A 25,446-nucleotide genomic window follows, 5' to 3' on the forward strand; every position below is an offset into this window, starting at 1 on the left:
TCATGCCCTCTACAGTACGCCAGGTCGACGAGATCCGCAATCTCAGAACTGGCCGAGTCACGGCGGACATGACCCGAATGGGCCGACTGGCAGGGACCCTGAATCCGAAGGCGACACGGCAGGAAGACCACGCCACCGATTGCCCGCCAAGCGGCCCAGTCCAACCGCGGGATGTAGGCCAAACGGAAGCCAACGCTATCTGCCTTGTGCAGGCCGCCGACTGCGGTCATACTATCCCCGTGGTGCGAACCACGACCTGCTATTGGCTGCCCCATGCCCTTCTTGTCACGACCCTTCTATCGGCTGTCGGAGGCCATATCGGCTGCCGCGATCAGGATGCCGGTCTGCCCGCCAAGCTGATCATCGCCGACACGGGGACCACTGAAGTCAACAAGGCCACCTGGGATCGGGCGATCGAGCTGTTCAAGCAGCGGCATCCGGATATGGATGCCGAGCGGCAGGTGCTCAAGGACGACGACTACACAACCTACGGTCTGCCCTCGCTGATGCGCAGCCGCCGGCCGCCGGACATCTACTTCGCCTGGGCGGGGTACTCCATTCAACGCGACGTCGGCGAAGGCGTGGCCCTGGACCTGACCTCGGCCCTGAGCGGCGATTGGCTGGCCACTTTCGACCCACGGGCCTTCACCGGCTCAACGCTGGAGGGACGGTACTACATGGTGCCGGACTCGATCGCCTTGTCCAACGTGATCTGGTACTGGCGGTCGATTCTCAGGCGTCAAGACATCGAGCCGCCACGAACCTGGCAGGCGTTCACCGACGCCTGCCGGCGATTGTCGGCCGCCGGGGTGTGCCCGATCGTGCACGGTAACCAGGCGGGCTGGCCGGCCGGCAATTGGGCGGCGCATCTGGTCGAGCAGTACGCCGGAGTGGAAATGTACCAGGCGGCCGGCGTGCGCGGCTCGATCGTGCACCTCAATCAGCGGCCCTTCGTGCGCGCCCTGCGGCTGCTTGAGGACCTGGCGGCCATGGGGACGTTCAATCGTGACATGAACACGATCAACGACGCCGAGGGCGCGGCTCGCTTCAGCGCCAAAGGGGGAGCATTCCACTTCAACGGCCAATGGCTGCTGCAGGACATCGAGGATCAGGACGACATCGGCTTCATCGGCGTGTTGCCGCTGCCCGACCTGCCAGCCGAGCCATACAGCGTCTTGGCCACGGCGTCGGGTTACTTGATCCACGCGCAATCCCCTCGCCGCGAAATGGCAATCGAGCTGCTGAAAGCCTACATGCTGCCGGAAACCCAGCGGATCGCGGTGGCCGGCGGCGTGTTCTCCGGTACGCGGGAGGCAAACGTGGGCCAGAAGCGCTCGCCGTTGATGGCTCAAACCGTGAAGGTGCTGGCCGGTGCGGACCACTTCGTCCCTGCGCCGGACATCTCCTGGCACCCGCGAATAGCAGACCGGTTCTATCACGCGGTTCGCCAGGTCGTGGGCGGCAGTGCCACGGCACAGGCAGCCCTGGATGCCGCCGCCGCGGACGTGGCTGGTTACAGGTAAGGGCGATCAAACGCTACTATGAGCTCTTCGCACTACAGACCAACCTGGCACTGCTGGTGGATGCTCGCACCGGCCGGGGCGGTATATGGACTTTTCGTCATCGTGCCGTTTCTGGAAACGGTATGGCTGAGCTTCCGCGAATCGTCAGGACTCGGACTGACCTCCCGCTGGGTCGGGCTGGCCAACTACCGGCGAGCGCTTCAGGATGCGGTGCTGGGCCGAGCCCTGCTCAACAACGCGGCATACGGCTGCATCACCCTGATCGTTGAGGTCATGCTCGGGCTGGCCCTGGCGGTGCTGATTCATCGCTGCCGGCGCGGACAGACACTCTACCGGATCGCCCTGGCCGCTCCCCTGCTCATCGCCCTTGTGGCCAGCGCTATCCTGTGGCGCAACCTGCTGGGACTCCACGGACCAATCAATACCGCTCTGCAGGTACTCGGGCTCGACAGCCTGGCCCGGGTCTGGCTCGGACCCGAACGGATTGTCTACACCATCAGCATCATGTCCGGCTGGGCGTATTGCGGCTTCTACATGCTCCTGTTCTCGGCCGGTCTGCAACGCGTCGGGCAGGAGCTGCGCGAGGCTGCCCGCCTGGACGGAGCTGAGGGCTGGCGGCTCTTCTGGCACATCGAGCGACCGCTGCTCAGACCGGTCCTGGTGGTGTCCGTTGTGCTCTGCGTTACCGGGGCGTTCCGGGTCTTCGACCTGTTCTACGTCATGGTTGGAGCGTCGGGAGTGCCCGAGGCCGAAGTGGCCGCAACCTGGGTAGTCAAGTCGGCATTCAAGTTCCAGGAGCTTGGTTACGCGGCGGCCATGGCGGTGCTGGTCGCGGTCTTGTTGGCAGTTCTGTCGGCGGTCCTGCTGAGACTGGTCAACCGGACCAAGGAGGTCGAGCTGTGAGCGAACGCCCCAGGCCCGCCGCCGGCTCAAACGCTCCTGGCGGCTGCCCGCGCCACGCGGCACTCCTCGTCGCCTCGGCGGCCACGGTCCTGCCGCTGGCCTGGATGGTGGTGGCTTCGATGCGGCCGGGGGCGGAGATCCTGGCCAATCCCCTGGCCTGGCCGGAGAAGCTGACCCTCGAACCGTTCATCCGAGCATGGCAGATCGGCGAGTTTCAACGCCACTTCCTGGCGAGCGCCGTGGTGTCGACGGCGAGCGTGACCGGCATCGTCCTGTGTGGCTCGCTCGCCGGTTTCGGCCTGGCCCGGTTCAGCATCCCGGGTGGACGATGGCTGTATAGCCTCCTGCTGTTGGGTTTTCTGCTGCCGACCGAGGCCATCGTGCTGTCCCTGGCCGGGCTGACCGAGAAGCTGGGAATCAGCGGTACGTGGCTGGCCCTGATCGGTCCGTACATGGCGATCGAGCTGCCGACGGCCGTGTTTATCTACCGCAGCTTCTTCGTCTCCATCCCCCAGGCATTCCACGAAGCCGCCTGGCTCGATGGAGCCAGCACCTGGCAGGTCTATTGGAGAATCTTCCTGCCTATGGCTTGGCCGGCGACGGCCGTGGTGGGCATCGTCAGCTTCCTGGCGGTCTGGAACGAGTTCCTGCTAGCCACCCTGCTGGTCGTTGATCCTGACCTGCAGACCATGCCGGCGGCATTCAATGCGTTCTACGGCTACCGGCGAAGCGACCACCAACTCATCCTCGCCGGCCTGACCGTCTACGTCCTGCCGGCGATCGTGGTGTACCTGGTTTTCAATCGGGTCATCTCACGCTCGGTCACTGAGGCAACGTTGAAGGGTTAAGTCTCGGCGGATCAGGATCCAAGTAGACGGCCACAGGCCTGCCCAGCCCGGCCGGCACATCCTCGACACGCAACCCGGCGGCAACCTGCTGTGTCCCGCCATCAACCCAATCTCCGCGGGTGCAGTCATACCAGGCCACGTGATATCGCCCTGCCTCCATCTGCACCCCAAAAGTGTCGCCGGTCCTCAAGTAGGCGATGTATGTCTTTCCAGGATCGGCCAGCACGTAGGTTGTGTTTGCCCGGGCAAGATCGTCCCGCGGCGAGGTCCGGCTGAATCGCGTCGCCTGCATGAAGCGAACGAGCCGACCGCAGGTCTCGAGATCACTCACCGGCGTGGACGCGATGTCCATTCCGAGAATCATCGAATAGCCTCCGCCCATGGCGATCGACCAGACCTTGTCGCGGAGCACGTCTCCGGTGCCCGACGACGGCCCACCCATCCTGGAATCGGCAAACTCGGCCATGTTGACGTTCACCCGGCCACCCACGCGTTGCCACGCCTCCACTGTTCCAGCGTGCAGATCCCTGGCTGTATCCCTGTTCCACTGCACGGCGAACTGGCCGGGAACGCCGCTGCCATCGAAGTCAAACGTCAACCCGTCGTTCTGGTGGATCGCCACTGGATGGTCGTTGTCGTCTTTCTCGGCCACCTGCTCGGCGATACGGCGGGCATGATCGCGACTGAGCCCTTCGGCGTATTCCTCGGCCACGCACCAGATCAAATGGCGGTGATGCTTGAAGCGATCAACAAGACCGGTGATGAAGGCCGCCTCTTTGAGCTCCAGCCGGCCGTCGGGGGGAAGGTCCTTGCCGAACGGGGCCACACCGTCGTCATAGAAAACGAAGTAGATCACGATGCCGCGAGCATCCATCGCGGTGAACCACGTTTCCCACTGCTCGAGCACGAGTTCGTTCAGACCTTTGGCCGGGTCGTTGTCGCGAAACGGATTCTCGCTCGCATCCCCGTCCCCGCCGTGGCTGCGGACGGCCATCAGGTAGATGCAGTTCGCCCCCGTCCCCCCCAGCTTGTTGATGAGGGTCATCTGGTCGCCTTCGCGGGTACCGTTGGGATTGCGCTTGCCGCGGTACAGAAACCCCTCCGGATCACCCGGCCCGCACATGTAGAAAGGGCCGCCGCCCTGGTGCTTGAGCCACGCGGGATACTCGGGATCCACGATGATCGAGCCCGGCTCCATCGACTGCATCAGCAGCCTGAAAGCCTCGTCGCGAGGGTTGCCCGGCTTATCTCCCAGCGTGGTGTCGTTCCAGGAGATGACCAGATCGAGGCTCGGAATGACCACCACCGCACGCTGGCCGTTCGCGTGGCCGAAGGCACCATAGGTGTCCAACGGGGCACCGGGCCAGAAACGATGGCCTCGACGATCGATGCCATTGGTCCACCAGAGGTAGCTGTAGCTGCCGTGGTGATCGGTCTGGTTGTCGGGGATCCTGCGCGAACCGAGGCTGCGCTGATCGCGGCACAGTTCGGCTCGCTCCGCCCTGGTTCGAGGAATGGAGTTGGGCAAGGGGCTGGTCACCGCCATGATCGCATGATCCTTGCTGATCAGCTGCCTGCCGCGCCAGTTGCCCTGCCGCAGATAGAGCAAGCCGAACCGAGCGAAATCACGCGCCGATATGCCCAGACGCCCTTCCGTACCGTCGGGACCGAACGCGAGAAACGTCGGGTCATCCTCACACTGGAGAGGGTCCGTCAGCAGCGGGTGCAGGACCTTCTCGTCCACCTCCGCGTAGGTCACCCCGTATACCTTGAGAAACAGGGTATCCTCCAGCAGAGCCATTTGCCAGTCATTGTAGTCGAAGGCTTCGCCAGGCAACTCCCGCACGCCATAACAGGAGGTCTGCGTCGCCATATGCCGGAAGGTCATCATCCGGTCCTTGTAACCAAGGTCCGCGTTGATGTCCTTCAGGCAGGGAACCCACTCCACCACCGGCTGATCAAGGCTCGGCAGTCTGCCGCTCTCAACACCCTTGAAGAGCAGATGGGCAATCACCGGCTTGCAGGCCGAGGCCACGTCGCGGCGGGCACTCGGGTCGCCCCACTCGTAAACCATGTACCCATGGCGCACCACGCAGCCGCAACCACCGAGATAGCTGGCGAACGCACCGAGCCGGGTGGAGCTCATTCCGACGTCAGCCGGCGCCCGACGAATCCATGATTCCGCCGGAAAGAGCTGGCCACGCGGTGCGGAGGCAATCATGAAAAAGGCCACGCAAGCTCGAAGGATCAAGACCATGGTCATCGTCCCGTGTGCCGCAACTGAGGACTCGATGGAGGCAGCTCCCCTCCGGGTCTTCGTTCAGACCGCGCTCGGTGAGCTTGTCCGACTTGTACAGGGCCATACCCCTTTCGCCTCTCGACCGCCAGGCGTAGTACGTCGCTCCATGTTTGGTGCTCTACGGATCAGCTTCCGCGTCGATCAGGTTGACGGAAACCGGGCGATTGGCCGCCGTCGGTGCGTCCGCGGCCATGACGCATATCAGACAGGCGGTCCGGGCGAGCCGCCATACCCAATCTCGATGGAGCAGCGCCCCTAGCCCCCTGCCCCGCCTCACCGATTAGACTACAATAGGCTGTACAAAGCCGCAAAGTCCAAGGAAGAAGGTAGATGGCCAACTCCAACGCCAACCAGACCGCGGTGGCAACACCCGAGATCGGAAAGCAAAGGAAGCCCTCCGCAACCCGGCCGCGGCCGCAGCCGCCTTACCATGTCATCCTGCACGATGATGACGATCACAGCTACGAGTACGTGATCGAAATGCTGGGCAGACTGTTCGGGCACAGCTCGGCCAGGGCTTTCCGCATGGCCGCCGAAGTCGATACCACCGGCCGGGTGATTGTCGAAACCACCACCTTGGAGCGAGCCGAGCTCAAACGCGACCAGATCCATGCCTACGGGCCCGATCCTCGCATCCGGCGCTGCAAGGGATCCATGCGTGCCACGATCGAGCCGGCCACCGATCCATAGGTGACGGTCTCACGGAGGGGAAACCCTGATCGTGAGCAGCATGGCGCAAGACCGCGAGCACGTGGCCCCGACGATGCCTCAGCCTCTCGGGATCGGCGCACCCCTGCGCTGCATGGGCGATACGCCCGAACGCGAGCTGTCGCGATTCCCGGGCAGCTGGCTCCGTGGTATAACCCCGTGAGCCTGAATAGCCCGAGCCGGACTCAAGCAGCCTATGGCAGAAGGATCGGCAACGTCATGAATTCAATGCACCGACACGCGCCGCCACTCCTTGCCATCTGCATCTTGGCGACCCCGGCCACGGCCGGCAGTCTGAGTTTCAAGGACGACGCTCTGGCCAGACTGGTCGACGCCGTGCCTGGCATTCTCGAGAACTACGATCCCGCGACCGGCCACTTCGGGAAGGGCATCTGGATCTGCAGCGACCAGAACGTGATCTACCCGCTCGCAGTGGCCTATGCCACACCGGGGCCGGGAAACAAGCACCACAAGGACACAAAGCTCCTCGAAGTGATCATGAACGCCGGTGATGCCCTGATCACCGACGCAGACGCCGGAGGCCAATGGGTCTTCCGCAAGAAGGACGGCAGCACGTGGGGTAAGATTCACATGCCCTGGACCTACTCGCGGTGGGTCCGGGCTTACAGCCTGATTAAGGCCGACATGCCGACCAACCGGCGCGAGAAATGGGCCAGAGCCCTCACCCTCGGATATGCCAGAATCGAACGCAGCCAGTTCGGACACGTACACAACATCCCCACCCATCATGCCATGGGCCTCTATCTGGCAGGACAGGCCTTGGATCGGCCGGAATGGTGCACCCGGGCGTCCCAGTTCATGGCCCAGGTCATCAAGGCCCAATCCGAGGGCGGCTTCTGGTCCGAGGGCGGCGGCCCGATCATCAACTATAACTTCGTGTATGTCGACGCCGTTGGAGTCTACTTCGCGGCCAGCGGCGATAAGACCTCCCTGGAGGCTCTGCAGCGAGCAGCCCGGTACCATCGCCACTTCACCTATCCCAACGGCCGAAACGTCGAGACCATCGACCAGCGCAATCCCTACCACGACACGGTGGCCGAGGCCAACGTCGGGTTCACGTTCACGCCGGCCGGGCGCGCTTATCTGCACAACCAGTGGCTCAGGCTCGGACGGAAGAGACTGAGCACAGACCTGTGCGCGTCACTGCTGCTGTACGGTCAGGAAGGAACCACTGAAGAACCCGGGTCGCCGAACCGCCAAGGCGAGCTCACCGGATTGGCCAGGAATGCCGAACACCGCCATGATCAGAAACCGGCGAAAGACGACCCCGGTTTCGAGGCCCTCAGGCAGCTGTTCGTGCTCCGAGACCGTGGGACCGATCAGGCCATGACGGTTTCGCAGGGACCGTGGTTCATCTGCCTCTCCGCCTTCACCTCGCCCCTGTCCACTTCGCGATGGATCCAGGACCGCCAGAATCTGGTAAGTATCTACCACGAGAAGACCGGCCTCATCCTCGGCGGCGGGAACACCAAGCTCCAACCGGCGTGGAGCAGCTTCACGGTCGGTGATACCGCCCTTTTCGCCCACAAGAGCGGCGATACCGACCCAGACTTCAAGCCCAAGGGCACCCTCTTCCACATTCCATCCCGCAGCACACTCGTCAGCCAGCCTTCGCCCGGGCTGGATTGCACCTACGGCCAGGAGACGTGCGCCATTCGCGTCCGGCCTCGTGACCAGCAAACACTGGTCTACACCGTGGAGGCAACCGCCCGATCGGGTCTGCCCGTAACCGCTCACCTGACCCTGCTGCCACACTTGGGCAAGACATTGGATACACACCGTGGAACAACACACAAGCTGGGCAACTCGCCGATTGACCTGTCGCCCGAGGAACTGGGCGGTGGCCTCACCTTCAAGGGTTACCGGCTCGCCTTGCCATCGACCGCGAGCCTGCACTGGCCCGCCCTACCGCACAATCCCTACCGCAAGGACGGCCGGGCGGAGGTGTCTGAGAGCCGGATCGAAATACGAATACCCCTTGACGCCCAACACCCACGCTGTGACGTGACCTTCGAGGTGGACACCGAGGGGTAGCCGCTCGTCGGGCAACCTGAGCGTAGCTCACGGCCAACTTGTCGGCCCACCCCACGCATGCTCTGGGCCTGCAAGTAATCCCGCCCCTCGGTCCGACGGCAATCCGTCAAGCAGGCACATTCCCATCGGCACGGCGAACAGATCAGCACCCCAGCCGTCGGCGAAAGAAAGAAAGTGCCGCCCCCCGTCCCCGATGTGGGTTGTCTCCGCCGTCCCTGGCGGGATTGATGGCATGAAGGTCGGTGCCAACAATGTGGACCAGACAAACCGAAAACCATCCGGCCCAGCGGTCGAGGTACCTGCCGCAGTGATGCTGGCAAGCTCGTGCGATGGGCGAAAAGGGCCGAGCAGAAGGGGTAACTACCCGAGCCCAAGCGGGGCATCCACCCGGCATAGCCCCAGACCGGCCTTCAGAACCCGTTGACAGGCCACTTGTCCCGATGATGTCACACGAGCGTGCATCGGCTGGCCCCGCCTTACAGATGGACGCCGCTTCAGAAACACCGCCAGCCCCCGCGGAAGGGTCAACAAACTGGGCTGCAACGAGCTGGCAGGGCTTGACGTCGAACCGCAACGGGGGATAATGTGCGGGTAGCGTTTGTGGGCCCCATGGGTGGTCGAATGCGGGCAGTCCGCTCTCACCTTCCCTTTCGGTGCACTTGCCAAGGCTCAACAGACACTTGGTTGGAGTTGCTTGAGACCTTCTGCGAGCCCATTTCGCCATAGGATTATGGCCTGTCCCTGAACCGGAGAATGTTGCCCATGTCATTCGAGGACAAAACGATCACCTGTGTGGACTGCGGCCAGCCCTTCGTGCATTCCGCCGAAGACCAAGCCCGCTACGCTGAGCGTGGTTTCACCAACGAACCCAAGCGTTGCCGGGATTGCCGCGAGAAGCGCAAGAAGACTGGCGGTGCCGGACGCGGGGGAGCCCGCAGGACCGGCAGTGGCTCGCCCGGGAATGAGGCCTTCGGCAACCGCGGCGGCGGCGATCGGCCCTTCAGTGGCGGACGCGGTAGCACAGGCGCGCCCCGCGAGTCATTCGAGGCCGTCTGTGCCGAGTGCGGGGCAACCACAACGGTGCCTTTCAAGCCCACACAGGGCCGCCCGGTCTACTGCCGCGATTGCTTCCGTGCCAAGCGCGGGTGAGCAACCGTGATACCAGCCCTCGTCGAGGTTCCGGGTCGGGCCGCGAGGGCACCCGTGGGTCCCTATTCTCGTCTTCTCAACCTCATCCGCACGCCTGCGGACTGTGTGTGGGTCGATGCCTTTTCTGGCACGTAAGGCGCTGCGCGGAGACGGCTGCGTAACCGCACGATCCGCATGAGCCAGAGTCAATCACGGACTGCTGGCCGACTCAACTCGGCGTGAGTGTGGCCTCGGTAGCGGTTGGGATACGTTCCGGACGCGGGCAGGCGGCCAGCCCCGAGGTCTGAACGGCGCTGCTCAGCTTGATCGCCTCGCAACGGGTACACTCCAGGCAACGGATACAGCGGGAGTTGTTGAGGTTCCTGGCTGGAAGGACGCCGTATTTGCACATCTTGTCGCAGGCCCCGCAGCTTCGGCACGCGTCGCTCTCGAACCGGAGGACCAACAGGGAGAACCGGTTGAACAAGCCGAAGATGGCCCCCAGAGGGCACAGCAGGGTGCACCAGGGTCGCCACTTGATGAACATGGCCGCAAGGACGAGCCCCAGAAGGGTCAACTTGGCGGTGCTTGGCCAGGCAATGCGGGTGTGGGCAATGGCCGCCTCCACCACGCTGGGTACGGCACCCTCCAGCGCCCCCGCCGGGCACAGCCGGCAGAAGAAGAGAGCGTGCTCCTCACCGTACAGGAATGGTGCAACCAGCACCAGGCCGATGAGCACCACGTACCGGAACAGACCTGTCCAGGCGGGGAGACGGAACTTTCGAGTCGGCACGCGGCCGATCAGATCCTGCAGGAATCCGAAGGGACAGACCCAGCCGCAGACCGCCCCACCAATCAACGCCCCAACCAACACCAGCGTGCCGACGGCCAGGAACGGGAACACGTGCAAGGCGCTGAAGTTGGCGATGACGCCTACCGGGCAAGCGAAGGTGGCTAGCGGGCAGGAATAGCAGTGAAATACCGGCGAGCACACGTTGTGCATCCGGAACAAGAGCGGATCGAGCCAGACCAGCAGAAAGGCAGCCTGAATCCAGGCTCGTCGGCGGCTCCAGCGTCTTGCGAAGGAATCCTCGGATGGGTTGGCCATGGCCACCATGACCTTTCATCAGTGTACTCAGGTAGGGCACAAAGAGGGCATGTCGCCGAAGTAGGTCCGCCGGATGAGGCCCTTGTCCTCTCCCGAACGGACCAGGGTCAGGCCACCAACGGTCACGTCTCTCACCATGACCGGCTCGCAGAGCGTCTCCTTGATCCAGACCTTCTCCTTGCGCGGCGGAGGCGCAGGCGGCTGCGGCTGGGCACCAAATATCGACAGACCCGGAATCTTCGGCCTGGCTGGAACAGGCACCTGGATCGTGATCTCCTCCTGCACTTCTACCGTTCTGGCATGCAGGCGGACGCCATAGGACACGGCCGCTGCACCCAGGATGACGAGGAGCACCGGAGGTATCAGTCTTCGAACCGCACTCAGCATGAGCCCACACCCTCAATCGGCAAATGGCGGAGGTGAATGGGAATCGAACCCACCCAGGACCCTCATCGAGCCCCACACTGGTTTTGAAGACCAGGAGCACCACCAGGCACCTGTCACCTCCGAGTCGAGTCGGCCCGGACTACCGGGTCAACCCTTCGAATGGGCATTATACCACACCATGAGCGGCGAGCCGCCAAAGGAAATCGCCATCCAGGCGGCTTCATCGATTTCATCCTGGCAGAAGCCCTTCTCTCGGGCTTTCTTCAGGTGCATTTTCAGGCAGGGTTCACAGCGGGCCATGACCGACAAGGCAATCGCAATCGCCTGCTTGGTGTGAGCATCGAGAGCACCCGGCTGGTTCACAGTCTTGAGAAAATCCTGGTACCTTCGCTGAGTCTCGCTCACACCGCGGTCGCCGGCTGCCATGCCGCCGACGGCGTCGCTGCAACAGGGCACTTCATCACCGTGTGAAGACATGCTCGGATGCTCCTCGATTCGGGTCACGGGCCACTCCACCCGCTTGCCAGCAGTCGATGGCACTGGAAGACACCTCTGACCTGTCGTCCGAACGGTCACCCTTCCGCTGCCCGGCGTCACCGCCCTGCCGATGACGGCCGCGCACCCCATCCCGGCGTCACGCAAACGGGCCACGAATCGGGACGCCTCGTTCTCGGGCAGAGCGATGAGCAGTCCGCCCGAGGTCTGCGGGTCGAAGCACAGGTCAAGCATCACCGGCTCCAAACCGTCAGCCGAGACATGGTCGCCACTGGATTCCCGGTTCCGCTCGACGCCGCCGGGCAGGATGCCCTGGACCAGGCATTCCAGCACACCGGGCAACAGCGGCAGATCGTCCCACACGACCTCAACATCCACCTCGCTGGCGGCAGCCATGGCCGTCAGGTGACCCATCAGTCCGAAGCCGGTGATATCCGTACAGGCGTGGGCACCAGACGTGAACATGAGTTCCGCGGCCGCCTTGTTGAGCGTGGTCATGGATCGTGCAGCCGCCTCCAGGGCCCCCGGTGGGCAGCGATCGATCTGGGCGGCAAAAGCGATGACGCCCGTACCCAGGGCCTTGGTCAGGACAAGTGCGTCACCCGGGCGCACACCCGCGTTGGCGACAATCCGCCTGGGATCTATCAGACCGGTCACGGCGAAGCCCGCCTTGATCTCTCGATCCTGCACGCTGTGCCCACCAATGACAGCCACACCGGCCTCGGCCATCTTGTCGATCCCCCCGCGCAGGACGTCGTGCAGGACGGAATCGGGCACTTCGCGAATCGGGAAGCCGACGATAGACAAAGCGGTGATCGGCTCGCCTCCCATGGCGTAGACATCGCTCACCGAGTTGGCCGCCGCGATCTGGCCAAAGAGATAGGGGTCGTCCACCGAGGGAGTGAAGACGTCGACGGTCTGAACCAGGGCCTGCTCGTTTCCGAGCGAGTACACGCCTGCGTCGTCGCCGGCGGGAACACCGATGAGAACCTTGGGATCCTCGGACACCGGAAGTCCCTGCAACACCCTGCGGAGCGCCGCCTGGTCGATCTTTGACGCACAGCCGGCCTTCTCGACCAAATGGGTCAGCCGCACCGGGCCTCCCGTCGACTGCACCCGCTCGCCGGCACAGAGACACACATCCTTCTGGCGCAGCAGGTCACACGGGCACGGCGTCTTGGGATCGCAAATGCAGTGCCCGAGGCGGATGGACCGCTCCATGACTCGGCGGCGCTTCTCAGTCTGTTTCACGCAGAGAGTTATACCGTGGAGGGCAACGACAGAGCAATGAGGACATGGGAGGTCATCCTGGGGTCCCCCAGGTAGGCAACGGCCTCTTCGGACATGAGGTCGGCCGGGGCGTCCTTGGGCACACGGACGGTAATCCAGATGGGTTACGCCTGCTGGGCCTGGAGATCGAGCGGGCCAGTCAGCGGAGGCAAAGGGTCAGAATAAGGCATCTGCTCGCGCTTGACGGGCCCCGCTACCGTACCGTGGCCCCCTTGTTGCGTCTGGAAGGCTTGGCAAAACCGCTTGCGAAACCAACCGCCACATCATACAATAGAATCGAATCCGGCAGGGTGCTGCGAGCGGTTGGCATCCCAGAATTCAGCTCCAAGTCGGCCGATACGCTCGGTATCCAAGATGCCGCATCTCTTTCGGGGCCAACTCGGCGCCTTTTGACGAGGTTGCAGACGCAGCCAGGCCAACCGTGAGCTGGCCGCGAGACGGGGTATACGGCAATCACATGACCCGACAACGCTTCTGGATAGCAGTGGCGGCGGCAGGCGCGGTTGGCTTGATTGCCTTCGCAGCCCGATCAATGTTGTCCGCGGGCGGCGCTGAGCACGAGACCATCACCCTGCTCAGACCGTTGGCCTGCTCCGCCTGCGGGCACCGATATGAGGGCTCGATTTCGCGGCCGCCCCTGAGATGCCCGAAATGCAGCCAGGAAGCGGTGTGGCCCGCCGTTCAATGCGCGAAGTGCGGCACCGTCCTGCCCTGCGATCGGCGCAAGTTCAGGCGGGAAGGGCGAGATCCCTACTGTCCCAAGTGCCATTCGACCCAGTTGAACTCGGTTCGAACTGGCGGTTAAAGGCGTTCATCGACTGGCGACTCGAGGGAGGAACCTGGGTATGAAGTCTCACATCGCAGACCGCAGGACGATCCCGACAGATGGCCGCCCAAGCGTGTCCGGCCGGACCGCGTTCACGCTGATCGAAGTGCTGGTCGTGGTAGCCATCATTGCCTTGCTGCTGGCGATTCTCCTGCCTTCCCTGTCGGGAGCCAGGGCCCAGGCCAGGGCGATCCTCTGCCTCAACAACCTGAGCCACTTTGGCAAATCGGCCAGCGCCTACGCCCATGACCACAGGGGCTTCATCCCCCGCGACTACTACTACGGGCAATACGATTCTCGCGACGACAGCAAAGGCGGCCACGGCCTCCCGCATGTGCTCGTCCCTGAGGTCATGTCCGGCTATCTGGGTGGACCCAAGTATCCGCTGATCCAGTTCGAGCAGGACCCGCACAACCAGAGCCGGGACAAGAGGCTGGCTCCCATCTTCGCCCGCATACCGACCCTGCAATGCCCGGTATTCCCGCAAGGAGGGGACACGGCCAGCGATTTCGCGGGCAAACCGATCAGGGAACAGCCGTACGATTACGTGGCCAACGCCTTCAACTTCGAGGAGGAGAGAATCAACAAGCGCGGCAGTAACCAGTACTTCAACTCTCAGGGCTTGACCATGATCTCTCGGGTTCCCACCACCAGTCGCCTGATCTACATCACCGAGGCTAATGCGGATCTGCCTTTCGACATGTTCGGATGGCATGACATGTTCCAACCTGAGCATCTCTGGTGGGGAGCGGATGCCCGCATGATCAACGACTACCGGCACGGCACCGGAGGTCTCAAACAACCTGGCCGTGGAGTAGCCATGGCCCTCTTCTTCGATTCTCACGCCGAGAAGATGATGTTCAAGCAGATGACCATCAACCGGTTCACGAACAACTACACCAGCCGGGAAATCCCCCTTCCAAGGGAAGTCGGCAGCTGAGGGAACCCCCCGGTTCGGACGGCGTTTCGCCAGTAACGGAAGGTCCCCATTGCACGGACGCATCCCTCTCCGCTATTCTTGCCCATGCCATGCCCGCTCAGGAGATGGACATCACGGCTCTCTCTCATGCCCCCGTCCCGCTCGCCCGACCGCGCGTCATCTACCTGGACAACCTCAAGGTACTGCTCACGATTCTCGTCATCACCCACCATGCCGCCCTGGCCTACGGGCCTTTTCGCGGAATATGGCACGTCGAGAATGCGGAGCGCGCCAACGTGCTCGGCAGTCTGATCGTGGTCAACTCCATGTTCTTCATGGGTCTTTTCTTCTTCATCGCCGGCTACTTCACCATGCCCGCCTACGATCGGAAGGGCGCCCGCCGATTCGTTCTGGACCGTGCGCTTCGACTGGGGCCCCCGTCTTTGGCATGGCTCGCGGCGAGCATCCTGGTGCTCCGCCAGGTGGGATACGCCCACATGTGGTTCGCCGTCGACCTGCTGGCCCTCTCGATCCTCTACGCCGTCTTCCGGCTCTGGCAAACGCGCACCGGACGACCCCGTCACGGCCGATCCCCCGCGGCCCCACCGGGCCGCCTCACAATCACGGTCTTCATCATCGTGCTGGGACTGGCAACGGCCGCGGTCCGACGCTACTACCCCATCGGCCACTGGATCGCCTTCCTCGGCTTTCTGCCGCTTGAGGTGAACCACTGGGTGCAGTACCTGAGCCTGTTCCTGCTGGGAATCGTCGCCTATCGGAACCGCTGGCTTGAGGGACCCGGACTGGTGCGAAACACGCCTTGGCTCCCGATGACCCTCGCCCTGGTCCTGTTCTTCCTGGGTGGGAGCCTGTGGCCGGCGAGAATCCAGGCTTTCTTCAATGTCGGCGGCGGGTCCGGAGGCATGATACTCTACTCGCTGCTCGAGGCCATCCTGTGCGTGTCCCTGTCCATCAGTCTGCTCTGGGCATTCCGGCGATGGCTCAACATCGAGACGCCGTTTTCCCGGGTGCTGGCGGCCAATACCTACGGCATCTACTTCATACACTACGCTCCAGTGCTGATCCTGCAGTATGTGCTGCTGGACATGCCACTTCATCCGATCGCCAAGTTCGCTATGGTCACCGCCGGATCGCTCGTCCTGTCACTGGCGGCGAGCGTTCTCCTGCTGCGCAGCACGCAATGGGGACGGCGGGTCTTCTGATCGGCGATGTGGACGTCGTGCGGAGCGCAGCAAAGGTCGGAGCAGGCCTGGACCTGAGGGTGAAAGAGGAACTCCAGTTCAACCGGATAGTCGCCTTACTTCCTCGCTCGCTTGGCCTCCATTCTGGGCTCGGCGAGCATAAATGAGAAGAGGGGATGGCAGATGAGCCCATGCAATGAACCGCATCTTTCATTGCCGGGCTGTGGGAACGCCGCTGCGCTGCGAGTTGCATCCAGGCTCACGTCTGAAATGCAGGGTGGCAGCGGCGACACCAAAGTCCATGCCCTCCCAGCAACCCCAGCGGTGGCATCGCGGCTCCTGGGAAGGCAGAGCCTCCGCCAGGAACGGATCCCAGCGATCGAAGGGGTCGCCGGACAGGTAACCGATTCAGGAAAGGACCAGACGCGCGACGGGCAAACCCGTCGCAGCTGAAACTGCCTGCCCTGGCCGGTCGGTTTCCGCCGGTCGGAATCGCCGTATCGGCTTTCCGACACAGTCCAACATGTTCCTACGACTCCGGACTTCCTCAATAGGGGCCGCCGGGTTATACTACGAGTGCCAGTCGATCATGAAGAGCGATCTGAGCGAGACCGGCTGAGAGGTGCCATGTTCCGGATTCTCCGTTCATTCTTCGATATCTGGAGACCCACGCCCGAGCGAGTCATCCATGACATCTGGGGCGTGGAGGAGTCCTCGGTCGATCAACTCCTCTCCGGCCGACTTGATCTCGGCACCTTTGTCTACGCCGGACTAGGCTACACCGAAGACACGTGGCCGCTGGTCATCGTCGGCCAGTTCTCCCGGATCGCGAGCGAGGGCCGGCGTTCCCGCAGCTATGACTTCCGCCACCACCGCGGCCGCATGGTGATCGACTTCGAGAGCCGGTCCGCCTGGGTCCAGGCCGGCTGGAGCAAACGAAGGCTCTTCGCCGCTGATATCCGCTGGGATATCTCCGCTCTCGAGGCCAGCACCCTGCGTGGATCCGGTTGTGAGTGGCAATTGCAGTTGCTCACTGATCCGGGCAGATGGCGGCTGGCCGTCACGATCACTGAGGCACCTTTTCTCCTGGAGAGCATCGCCGCCCGGATCAACCACCTCTGGACGCACGGCCGCGATACCGCCTCCCGGTTGGCTCAACTCGGCGAATGGGGCTCCCTCCGCGGCTACCGAGACCGGTGGAAGAACCCCGACTCGCGGCTGATTGACGAACTCAGAGCCCTCGGGCGGGTAGCGGCCAAGGCGGGATGAGGCAGGTCGAATCTCGGTCTGGCACCTGAGACGGACGAACCTCCACGATCAAGTCCGACGCGCGAGGGCCAGAGCACGCACCAAGTTATCTCCTCGTATTCCAGGTGCATTTCCCCGTCATCGCGAATAGGATGTTGCCCGTTGGCCCGGCAACGATCGGGCACAAGACCATGACGAAGGACCCTGGCAGACTGGAGAACCAGGCATGATCCTGTCAACCCTCTGCGGACCATTGATCGGCTTGACTCTGATCGCCGGAACCGGGACGATGAGCACGGCGGGAGAGTCGTCGGTGCCTCCGGGCAGAGTCGCATCGCCAGCAGATGCCTTACTCGACCGGTTGACGCAGGTCCCGACCCCGTGCCAGGTCCTCCAGACCTCCAGCCACAACAAGCTCGGACGCAATGGCGACGCCAACTCACCGCTGTACACGGACGTCCACGGTGACGGCGTCATTCTCGATGCGGCCGGTCCGGGCTGCGTACGGAGCATCTGGGGCACGGCCTTTCCCAAGGAAGCGCTCCTGAAGTTCTACTTCGATGGGGAGAAAGAGCCGCGCTACAAGGTCAACCAGATCGAGTTCTTCTCGGGCAAGCACCCGGACTTTCCGCCGCCGCTGGCATCCTACGATGTGCGCGGTCAGTACGAAGGGCCCCAATACGGCGGCAACTGCTTCGTACCGATCCCGTTCGAGAAGTCGTTGAAGATCACCATCGCCGGGGGAGTCTCCTTTTTCCACGTGCTCTACGATCAGTATCCGCACGGCACACCGGTACAGAGCTTCACCGGCAAGGAGGACCGAGCGGCCATACTCGACGGCTTCACCCGGGTGGGCGGCACACCGGCCTCACAGCCGGCTTTCGAGGCAACCGCGGCCGGCAGTGGGCAGGAAGCACCGGGCAAGGAGATCGTTCTCTTCGATCGTAAACAGGCTTCGGGCATCATCCGTGAGATCGTGCTGGACGCCGATGCGTCCGATCCCTTCTTCCAGAACACCGAACTCGTCATGCGCTTCGACGGCCACGAACGCGACGACGTGCGGGCCCCGACAGGGATGTTCTTCGGCTGTGCCAACCACGTGGCCGACGTCGGGTCACTGCCGGTGACCGTTCGCCGGACCGCCGAAAAACGGGCAGAAATGCACTGCTACTTTCCGATACCCTTCTGGCATGAGGCTCGGATCGTCTGGCGCAACCTGTCCGACAAGCCGCTCGGCCCGCTCAACGCCAAGGTGATCGTCGATCGGAACTCGATTCCGGAGAATCGGGGGACCTACTTCACAACGCTCTACCGCAAGGGCGAGACAACGTATCGCCGCGATTGGCCGCTTTTCGACAGCCCGGGGACCGGTTGGTTCGTCGGTGTCGTTCAGTCCATGCAGAACGGGCACTACTGTGAGGGGAACGAGCACTTCTACGTGGATGGGGCCATCTCGCCGCAGATCAACGGTACCGGGACCGAGGACTACTACCTGGGTTGCTTCTGGCCAAACACCGTATACAGCGGCCCGTTCGCCATGTGCGCGCAGGACATCCAACTCGAGGGCGGCAGCATGGCCGGGGCCTACCGGATCCCATCCTCGTACGCCCGATTTCACCTGGAGGCCCCGATTCCGTTCTTCCGTTCGATCGACGCCCGCATCCAGCATGGCGGGATGAGCGACATTCGCTCCAACTATCGCAGCCTGGCGTTCTGCTACCTGCGCGGGCGACCCGCTCTGCGGGAGACGGACTTCATCGATGTGGGCAACCCGGCCAGCGAGAGCATGCATCGCTATACTGCCGAAGGCTCCGAAGTGACCGGCGTAGTGACCGCCCGCCCGGAAGGGGAGTACTTCGAGACGGCCGAAGATGAGGACGGCCGGCGTCACGGAGGGAGCGAGATCACGTTCACGGTGGCGATCGATCCGAAGAACGCCGGCGTACGACTGCGACGGCGGCTGGATCAAGCCGGACTGCCCCAGGCGGCCGACGTCTACGTTGACGCGAAGTTCGCCGGGCGATGGGTGCACGCCTTCCAGAACCCGCACCTCCGCTGGTTCGACTCCGACTTCGACATCCATTCGAGCCACACGCACGGCAAGACTTCGCTCGCCATCAAGCTGGTGGCGGCTGCGGGTCAGGATCTGGGGCCTTACAGCGACTTCAGCTATCGCGTGGGATGCTTCGAGCCGGGGCCAGAGGCGCCTGGTCACGGAGATGCGGGGAACAGTCCTCAGATTCCACGATGAGGAGCAGGTGATCGGAGGCTGTCCTCTCGGGAGGTGCAGTATCGCCGGGCTACAGCCCAGGCGTGACGGTCACGGTCACGGAGAAGGACCGGGCGGCCGGAAACTCGGTGGACTCCCACGGGCGCCGGTATTCCATCCGGAGCGGGGTCTGACCGGCCGCTCTTCCGCTGAAGTCCCACTGCTCGGTTCCGGAGGCTCCGGGCATGGTGTTGGAGGGGGGGATGTAGGCATTGCCGGTCTTCTCGAGAATCGCCTGGTTGACGTTTGTCAGTTGCCAGCCGTAGCCGGTGGAGGGGTTTGACGACAGCACGACTTCGATGCGCGTGCCAAGCGAGATCGCGGCCGTGGTTCCGTTGTCCTGTTCTGTCAGCCTGAGCACGGTCCCGGAAGAGGCGGGAAGGCAGCCGGCTGAGCCAAGAGCGACGAACGCGGCGAGCAGCGATGTGTATTTCATCATGGGCTGTCCACTCCTCGTGTCGGATTGTCCCTAATAGAAAGTTTTTGCTTCTTACCTTTCTCTTCTCGCTTTGAGCCTTCGGTTTCCACGCCTCGCGTCACTCGAATCGCCTCAGCCGTTGGCTGGCCTTGGCGACAAGGGAAGCTGCCGAGGGATTGACCTGAACCGCCTGCCTCCAAGCGTTGAGTGCCCCCTCGGTGTCGCCCAGGAGGTACAGCACGTCGCCGAAGTCCATCCACGTCTGGCCGTCGTGGGCGTTTCTAGCGAGCAGCCGCTGGAGGATATTGCGCGATTCAGCATACCGCTTTTGCGACGCATAGGTCAGAGCTGAACCACGAAGCGCGGACTCGTCGGACGGTTCAGTGGCCAAGACCTTGGAGTAGAGTTCCAGCGCCTTATTGTAGTCGCGTCGAAGATAGCAGATTCCCGCAAGATCGTTGAGGGCTGGCAGCAGGTTGGGGTCGGTTTCCAGAGCGGCGCTGAACCGCTCAGCTGCGGCCGTGTCTTCACCACGAATCAGATGAGCCGCACCTTGCCGGTACAGTTCCTCGGCGATGGTCCGTTCGAGCAAGCCCGGTCTAACGGGCTGCGCTGCCACCGGCGGAACGGACTGCGAAGGCTTGCGTAGCGGGGCCGAAGCCGTCGGCATCACGCCGCTGGAAGCGACCGCCGGCCGCGTGGCAGGTGTTGCGTCGATCGCAGGCACTGGGACGTGGTCAGCGGCCAAGGAACGGCCGTTCGCAGGCCGCGTGGTCGGCGTCCAGCCGAGCACTTTCGGTTCGTCGGTTCTCGGTGCGGACAATGACTCCTTGTGAGGCTGCGTAGCCGAGGCATGCCCGGCCGGGGCGACGGTTGCGACGACGTGGGCCGGCTGCGAGCTGGCGGCCATCTCGAGGCTGGGTTGTGTCGATGGGGCTGCCTGGCTGTCGGAGACAGATCGCCCGGCGTGCGTCTCGGCATCCGCATGGAGGTCGCCGGGCCTGGTGATCGGTGACTGAGGGGCGGCGGGAGCGTGGTTCTGAGGCTCGGCGGCCGGTTTGGTCTTGTGCCCCGGGCCACTGGCGGCGAGGAGTCCCTTCTCCGCTGGATGCTTGCCGAGCCACTGGATTGTGCCCTTCTCCAGATCGTAGATCGCACCCTCGATCTTCAGCCGGCCGGAGGATGCCAGGTGGCGCACGATCTCACTGCTCTTCAGCAGGTCCTCGATGCTCTGCAGGACGTTCGCCTTGACGGCCTCGGCGACCAGAGCGTCGCCTTGCAGATCGGGATGAGCCTTCTCCGCGGCGGCCACCGCGCGAGCGATGTTGTCCACCAGTTGGGGGATGCTGCCGCCGATCTTGTCTCGTTTCGCTACCGCAGTAACGGCTCCGCACCTGGTATGGCCGAGGATCAAGAGGAGTGGCGTCTCGAGGTGTTCGGTGCCGTACTCGATCGAACCGATCTCGTCTGTATCGCAGACGTTGCCTGCCACGCGCACGACGAACAGGTCGCCGATGCCCTCGTCAAACAGGATCTCGACCGGCACTCGCGAGTCGGAACAGGCAACGACGGTAGCTATCGGCTTTTGCCCTTGAGATGCGGTGACCGCCCGACGAATCGCATCCGCATTGGGATGCTGGGACTTGCCGGTCGCGAACCGGGCGTTGCCCTCGGCGAGACGTTTCAGGATCTCGGCCCCGGTCAGGACCTCGGCTGGTGCGGTAGTGGTTGCGTTGTGGCCAGGGTCGGTAGCGGCCGACGCGGGCTTGGCCGGTTCGCCATGACCGGCAGTACCGGCCGCCGACGATCCGTGGCTGGTGCCCGAAGCTTTCGCCTTCTGCTGGCTCGCGCCTGCGGCCACTGACGAGCCGTGGCCGGAACTCGAGCCGTGGGTGGAGGCTGTTGCGGCCTTGGCCGCACCGGTCTTCGCGGTACTGGCCTTGGTCGTGCTGGCCTTGGCCGGCGCTTTCGCCCCGTGGCCAGAGCTGCTGCTGGCCGCCTTGCCGTGTCCCGAGTCGCCGGTCTTCGACTTCTTCTCCGATCCGCTGGCTACGCCGTTGGCGAGTGCCAGAGCGGCGATCAGCGCCATGATCCGACCCGCAAAAGGACTCAGTCTCGCCGGTTTCCGCATGAGAGAACCATCGCTTTCTTGGAGGATCGCCCGCCGGTTTTTCAGCCGAGTCGCATTCCGATAACCGCATCGTGTGCCGACGCGCGGTCATCGGCTAGTTCGGCTCGATGGGCTAACGGGTTTATGCGCGGCGCTCCACGTGGCGGCGGGCCTGCCAAGGTGTGGCCTTATCGGTCTCGGGGGGCGGAGCGGCATCTACGGGTGGTCCTCGGAGCTTGGCGGAGAGACCGACTTGCGGCCGCGCCACATGCGCTCGATATCTTCAAGCGATCGGCCCTTGGTTTCGGGCAGGACCCAGAACACGAACAGGAACATGGCCAAGGACAGGGCGGAGTAGATGAAGAACACGCGCTCGCTGAATCGCTCCAAAAGCCAGAGGAAGGTGAACGAGACGAGGCTGCAGGAGCCCCACACAGCGAACACGGCGACTGACGTGGCCAGTCCGCGGATCTTGGTGGGGAAGATCTCGGAAAGGACGACCCACACGACGCCGCCCACGCCGACGGCGAAGCTGGCGATGTAGAAGAGGACGATCGCGATTTTGGCGAACAAGGGAACGCCCGCCGAGGTCATGCAGGTGCCCGCGAGGGCCATGGAGATGGTCATCCCGGCGGTTCCGATCATGAGCAGCGGTCGCCGGCCGACCTTGTCGATCACCGCCAGAGAGACGACGGTGCTCACGAAGTTGGTGAGGCCGACCAGCACGGTCGCCCATGTCGCGGAGCTTGCCTCCGGGAATCCCGCTTTCAGGAAGATGCTGGGAGCGTAGTAGATGACGGTATTGATCCCGCTCAGCTGGCCGAGAACCGCCAGGATTGCACCGATGACAAGGGCGGGGAGCACCGCCGGGGAGAAGAGCTCAAGGACGGAGCCGGTTTCGCCGGCCAGCGATTCCTTGATTTCCTGGAGCTCGCTTTCCGCATGTCGTCGTCCGCCCACGCGGGCGAGGATGACCTTGGCCCGGTCGTACAGATTGCGCTTGGCCAGCCAGCGGGGGCTTTCGGGCACGGCGAAGAGGGCAATCAGCAGGAGCAAAGAGGGCAATGCGGCGGAGGCGAACATCCATCGCCAGTTGTTCTCGCCGATGTTGACGAGGAGACCGCTGGTGATATTGGCCAGCAGTACGCCGGTCACGATGGCCATCTGCTGGAGTGTGACCAGTGTGCCGCGGATGCGGGCGGGGGCGATCTCGGCGATGTACATCGGAGCGATCATGGAGGAGATGCCGACCGCCAGGCCGCCCACGAAACGGGCGATCACTAATCCAGTGAACGTGCGCGGCAGGCCGGCGAAGACTGCCGACACGATGTAGCCGGCCGCGGCGAGGAGCAGAACCGGTTTTCGTCCGAAGCGATCACTGATCGTGCCGCCGGCGGCCGCCCCGAGCATACAGCCGACCAGCAGGCTGGTCGTGGCCCAGCCCGCCTCGAGGGCGGTCAGGTGAAACTCGGCTCGCACGTGCTCGATCGCTCCGGAGATGATCGCGGTGTCGAAGCCGAAGAGCAGACCGCCGACGGCCGCCACTCCGGAGACGATGTAGACATAGAACGTGCTGCCGCGGGTGTGCGCTGCGTTGATCAGTTCGGGCTCGGGTGATGACGTGTCCGCCAAAGTTGCCTCTCCTTACTATCTCGTTGGCCCCACAGGCATCCCGAACAGGCCTCCCTGGGCGGCGGAGCCATTCTAACCGGTCAGCGGGCAGAGCGACACGCACGCGGCGGGGGCGACGGGCAGCACTCCGCGGGCGTTGCGTCACGAAGCAGGCGATGACCGACGACGAGGGGCCCTCAAGTGGCGGTGGGATCGCCGTTCAGCCACGCGGGCAGTTCCGCCACGCTGCCAAGTTGCAGATCCGGTTTTGCGCGAGCCAGATCTTGCTCTGACCATGAGCCCGGACGGCCGCCCACCAGGGCGGTCTTCATGCCCATGGTTGCCGGGGCGATGACGTCACAGGTCGGGGAATCCCCCACGAACAGGACGCGCGCCAGATCTGGTCGATGGCCGTTGGGATAGGCCCTTCTGAGGGCCGTCTCGTAGACTGTTTTCGCTGGCTTGCGATAGCCGATTTCGCTGGAGTACACCGTGAAGTCCATCAGTTCAGCAAAACCCTGGCGGTGGAGTTCCCGATCGCAGTAGAGCTTCGGAATCCAACAGTTGCTCACCAGGCCAAGTTGGTATCCGGCCTCACGAAGTCGGCGCACGGCGTCCAGGGCTCCCGGCAGAGGATTCAAGGCGCCGCCTACCCACCGCTCGCCGAGGGCTTGCACTGCGGCGGCCACACGCTGGGCGTCGGCTGGCCATGCGTGAGCCTTGGCCCAGTCGGCCATCAGAAGAGCCAAGTCAACTTCGCGGCATCTGGGATCGGCCGCTGCCGCCTTCTCTGCGCCGAGGGCATAGACAACCAGAGCTCGAGCGGCGTCCGGATCGTTCCTACCGCTGAGCACTTCGTTCACGACGGAGGAGCCCGCAAAAAGGGCCTCGGGCTGGTTGGAGACATCGGCCAGCGTGCCCCCCCAATCGAAGATGATCAAATCGATCTCCACGGCGGATCGTTTCTCCTATCTACCGCAACGCGGTGTCCAAAGCCCCTATGCGACCGACGCGTGCCAATTGCTCGGGCTCCGGCCCCGGCCGCGAGCTGCGGTCAGCAGCCACTCCTCACCCACTCGCTGGAACGACGGAGACGCTCCGTGACATTCTCCAGCCAGGCTCTTTGGGTGTTCGCGCGGAGTCCTGCGGCCCCTTGTCAGGCCACTTGGTGCCCGCGAACAATCCGGCCGCCACGGCAACGCGGGCCAAACCGGCGAGCATATGTCGCCGGCCCGGCCGCCGGCCCTGCGCTCCCCCCGGGCCCAAGACCGCGGATCGCAGAAGCTCACGACACGGTTATACCGCCGCCGAGGAGGGCTGTTCAAGCCGCGGATGTCCGACTGGGATACGCCGGCTGAAGAGGGATCCGCCAGCAGGATAACGATGCTCACCCACACCACGGAGACGCCTCGGAATACCGATGCGCCAACGGGGTCTGACGCGGTCGTCACCCAGAGCCCGGGTGGACCCGCGCTCAGGCCCCGTTCTTGTTTGAGGCCGGAATTGGCACCGGCGATGACGGAGACGGCCCTGCTGGCCGAACTCGACGGCCGTCGGATCATCCCCGGCGGTATAGCACAGGCTTGCCTCCCACAAGCTTGCCTCCGCTGGTCGATCGACCCGGACGCTCCGGGCAAGAGGGATGGCAGAAAGGCACGGGGATTCTGACTTGCGTCCCACGATCGGCCGTAGCTGGCACAAGGATCTCTGATCATGTGATGCTCCTCCTTCGCCGGGAGGCCCCCACCGTCGACCGGCTGATCCCAGACCTGCGGCTGCCGGTGATCTTCACCGGCAAGGGCATCGGCACGGGGATCCTACGGTCATGACGCGTCCGCATGGCGGGGCGGCCGAGAGGTGCTCGGCCAAACGAAGCCATTGGGCGTAGGTGGCAGGCGGGGTGTGCCCACGGGTGCGGTGAGAACCGGCCGCGCCAAACGAAGCCAATGAGGGGCGTACGGGATTCTGTAAGTCAATATTCCATCGAAGGTTAAGGAATCGCCCGGGCTTCACGGCCATGCGGGGTGTCCTCTGGTCGCTTGTGTATGGCCCCTGTTCGCTTCTGTATGGCCCCGGCGCGCCTGTCGGGTCCGCTTGAC

18 protein-coding genes and 1 tRNA gene are annotated in these 25,446 nt (G+C 63.8%); 10 read left to right on the top strand and 9 right to left on the bottom strand.

The annotated features are described in order from the left end of the window. Nucleotides 1–2 precede the first annotated feature (2 nt). The 3 genes from KA354_06290 to KA354_06300 are packed head-to-tail and all read left to right on the top strand — an operon-like array spanning nucleotide 3 to nucleotide 3,274. Nucleotides 3–1,523, top strand: a complete 1,521-nt coding sequence (locus KA354_06290) for an extracellular solute-binding protein (GenBank protein ID MBP7934242.1) — start codon at nucleotides 3–5, stop codon at nucleotides 1,521–1,523. A gap of 18 nt (nucleotides 1,524–1,541) precedes the next feature. Then, complete coding sequence (locus tag KA354_06295; GenBank protein ID MBP7934243.1) at nucleotides 1,542–2,426, top strand: sugar ABC transporter permease; 885 nt, start codon at nucleotides 1,542–1,544, stop codon at nucleotides 2,424–2,426. Next, nucleotides 2,423–3,274 carry a carbohydrate ABC transporter permease gene (locus KA354_06300; GenBank protein MBP7934244.1) on the top strand — a complete coding sequence of 284 codons (852 nt, stop codon included), beginning with the start codon at nucleotides 2,423–2,425 and terminating at the stop codon, nucleotides 3,272–3,274. Before KA354_06295 ends, KA354_06300 begins: the two co-directional genes overlap by 4 nt. Here the strand turns inward: KA354_06300 and KA354_06305 are convergent. Beyond that, the gene (locus tag KA354_06305) at nucleotides 3,249–5,531 is read right to left on the bottom strand and encodes a hypothetical protein (protein ID MBP7934245.1); all 2,283 of its coding nucleotides are present in this window, start codon (nucleotides 5,529–5,531) and stop codon (nucleotides 3,249–3,251) included. The genes KA354_06300 and KA354_06305 overlap by 26 nt on opposite strands. Before the next feature lie 372 nt (nucleotides 5,532–5,903). Here KA354_06305 and KA354_06310 point away from each other — a divergent pair, with 372 nt between their 5' ends. From KA354_06310 to KA354_06320, 3 genes are all read left to right on the top strand, one after another. Continuing rightward, nucleotides 5,904–6,263 (top strand): ATP-dependent Clp protease adaptor ClpS, encoded by a 360-nt coding sequence (locus tag KA354_06310; protein ID MBP7934246.1) that lies wholly within the window; start codon nucleotides 5,904–5,906, stop codon nucleotides 6,261–6,263. Between the two features lie 237 nt (nucleotides 6,264–6,500). After that, complete coding sequence (locus KA354_06315) at nucleotides 6,501–8,336, top strand: hypothetical protein (GenBank protein MBP7934247.1); 1,836 nt, start codon at nucleotides 6,501–6,503, stop codon at nucleotides 8,334–8,336. A 762-nt stretch (nucleotides 8,337–9,098) separates the two neighbouring features. Beyond that, nucleotides 9,099–9,485 (top strand): zinc-ribbon domain containing protein, encoded by a 387-nt coding sequence (locus KA354_06320; GenBank protein MBP7934248.1) that lies wholly within the window; start codon nucleotides 9,099–9,101, stop codon nucleotides 9,483–9,485. 208 nt (nucleotides 9,486–9,693) lie between these two features. Here the strand turns inward: KA354_06320 and KA354_06325 are convergent, their stop codons facing one another. The 4 genes from KA354_06325 to selD form a co-directional block, all read right to left on the bottom strand. Continuing rightward, nucleotides 9,694–10,572, bottom strand: a complete 879-nt coding sequence (locus tag KA354_06325) for a 4Fe-4S binding protein (GenBank protein ID MBP7934249.1) — start codon at nucleotides 10,570–10,572, stop codon at nucleotides 9,694–9,696. A gap of 27 nt (nucleotides 10,573–10,599) precedes the next feature. Next, nucleotides 10,600–10,959, bottom strand: a complete 360-nt coding sequence (locus tag KA354_06330; GenBank protein MBP7934250.1) for a hypothetical protein — start codon at nucleotides 10,957–10,959, stop codon at nucleotides 10,600–10,602. Between the two features lie 24 nt (nucleotides 10,960–10,983). Continuing rightward, nucleotides 10,984–11,080, bottom strand: a tRNA-Sec gene (locus KA354_06335). Between the two features lie 26 nt (nucleotides 11,081–11,106). Further along, on the bottom strand, nucleotides 11,107–12,675 hold the full coding sequence (selD, locus tag KA354_06340) for a selenide, water dikinase SelD (GenBank protein ID MBP7934251.1): 1,569 nt from the start codon (nucleotides 12,673–12,675) through the stop codon (nucleotides 11,107–11,109). 914 nt (nucleotides 12,676–13,589) lie between these two features. On the opposite strand from selD, the gene KA354_06345 reads away from it, so the two are divergent. The 4 genes from KA354_06345 (at nucleotide 13,590) to KA354_06360 (ending at nucleotide 19,190) form a co-directional block, all read left to right on the top strand. Beyond that, a complete protein-coding gene (locus KA354_06345) occupies nucleotides 13,590–14,510 on the top strand; it encodes a prepilin-type N-terminal cleavage/methylation domain-containing protein (protein ID MBP7934252.1) in 921 nt (306 codons plus the stop codon). A gap of 104 nt (nucleotides 14,511–14,614) precedes the next feature. Continuing rightward, a complete protein-coding gene (locus tag KA354_06350) occupies nucleotides 14,615–15,712 on the top strand; it encodes an acyltransferase family protein (GenBank protein MBP7934253.1) in 1,098 nt (365 codons plus the stop codon). A gap of 606 nt (nucleotides 15,713–16,318) precedes the next feature. Continuing rightward, nucleotides 16,319–16,960 carry a hypothetical protein gene (locus KA354_06355; protein MBP7934254.1) on the top strand — a complete coding sequence of 214 codons (642 nt, stop codon included), beginning with the start codon at nucleotides 16,319–16,321 and terminating at the stop codon, nucleotides 16,958–16,960. Nucleotides 16,961–17,165: 205 nt separating this feature from the next. Beyond that, on the top strand, nucleotides 17,166–19,190 hold the full coding sequence (locus KA354_06360) for a DUF2961 domain-containing protein (GenBank protein ID MBP7934255.1): 2,025 nt from the start codon (nucleotides 17,166–17,168) through the stop codon (nucleotides 19,188–19,190). Nucleotides 19,191–19,239: 49 nt separating this feature from the next. Here the strand turns inward: KA354_06360 and KA354_06365 are convergent, their stop codons facing one another. From KA354_06365 to KA354_06380, 4 genes are all read right to left on the bottom strand, one after another. Further along, nucleotides 19,240–19,647: a protease inhibitor I42 family protein gene (locus KA354_06365; protein MBP7934256.1), complete on the bottom strand. Its 408-nt coding sequence runs from the start codon at nucleotides 19,645–19,647 to the stop codon at nucleotides 19,240–19,242. Nucleotides 19,648–19,744: 97 nt separating this feature from the next. After that, on the bottom strand, nucleotides 19,745–21,757 hold the full coding sequence (locus KA354_06370) for a tetratricopeptide repeat protein (GenBank protein MBP7934257.1): 2,013 nt from the start codon (nucleotides 21,755–21,757) through the stop codon (nucleotides 19,745–19,747). Between the two features lie 195 nt (nucleotides 21,758–21,952). Further along, the gene (locus KA354_06375; GenBank protein ID MBP7934258.1) at nucleotides 21,953–23,368 is read right to left on the bottom strand and encodes a sugar porter family MFS transporter; all 1,416 of its coding nucleotides are present in this window, start codon (nucleotides 23,366–23,368) and stop codon (nucleotides 21,953–21,955) included. Between the two features lie 176 nt (nucleotides 23,369–23,544). Beyond that, nucleotides 23,545–24,300 (bottom strand): HAD family hydrolase, encoded by a 756-nt coding sequence (locus tag KA354_06380; GenBank protein ID MBP7934259.1) that lies wholly within the window; start codon nucleotides 24,298–24,300, stop codon nucleotides 23,545–23,547. Nucleotides 24,301–25,446: the final 1,146 nt, after the last annotated feature.

It is taken from the genome of Phycisphaerae bacterium (assembly GCA_018003015.1).
In the GTDB taxonomy this organism is placed as follows: domain Bacteria; phylum Planctomycetota; class Phycisphaerae; order UBA1845; family PWPN01; genus JAGNEZ01.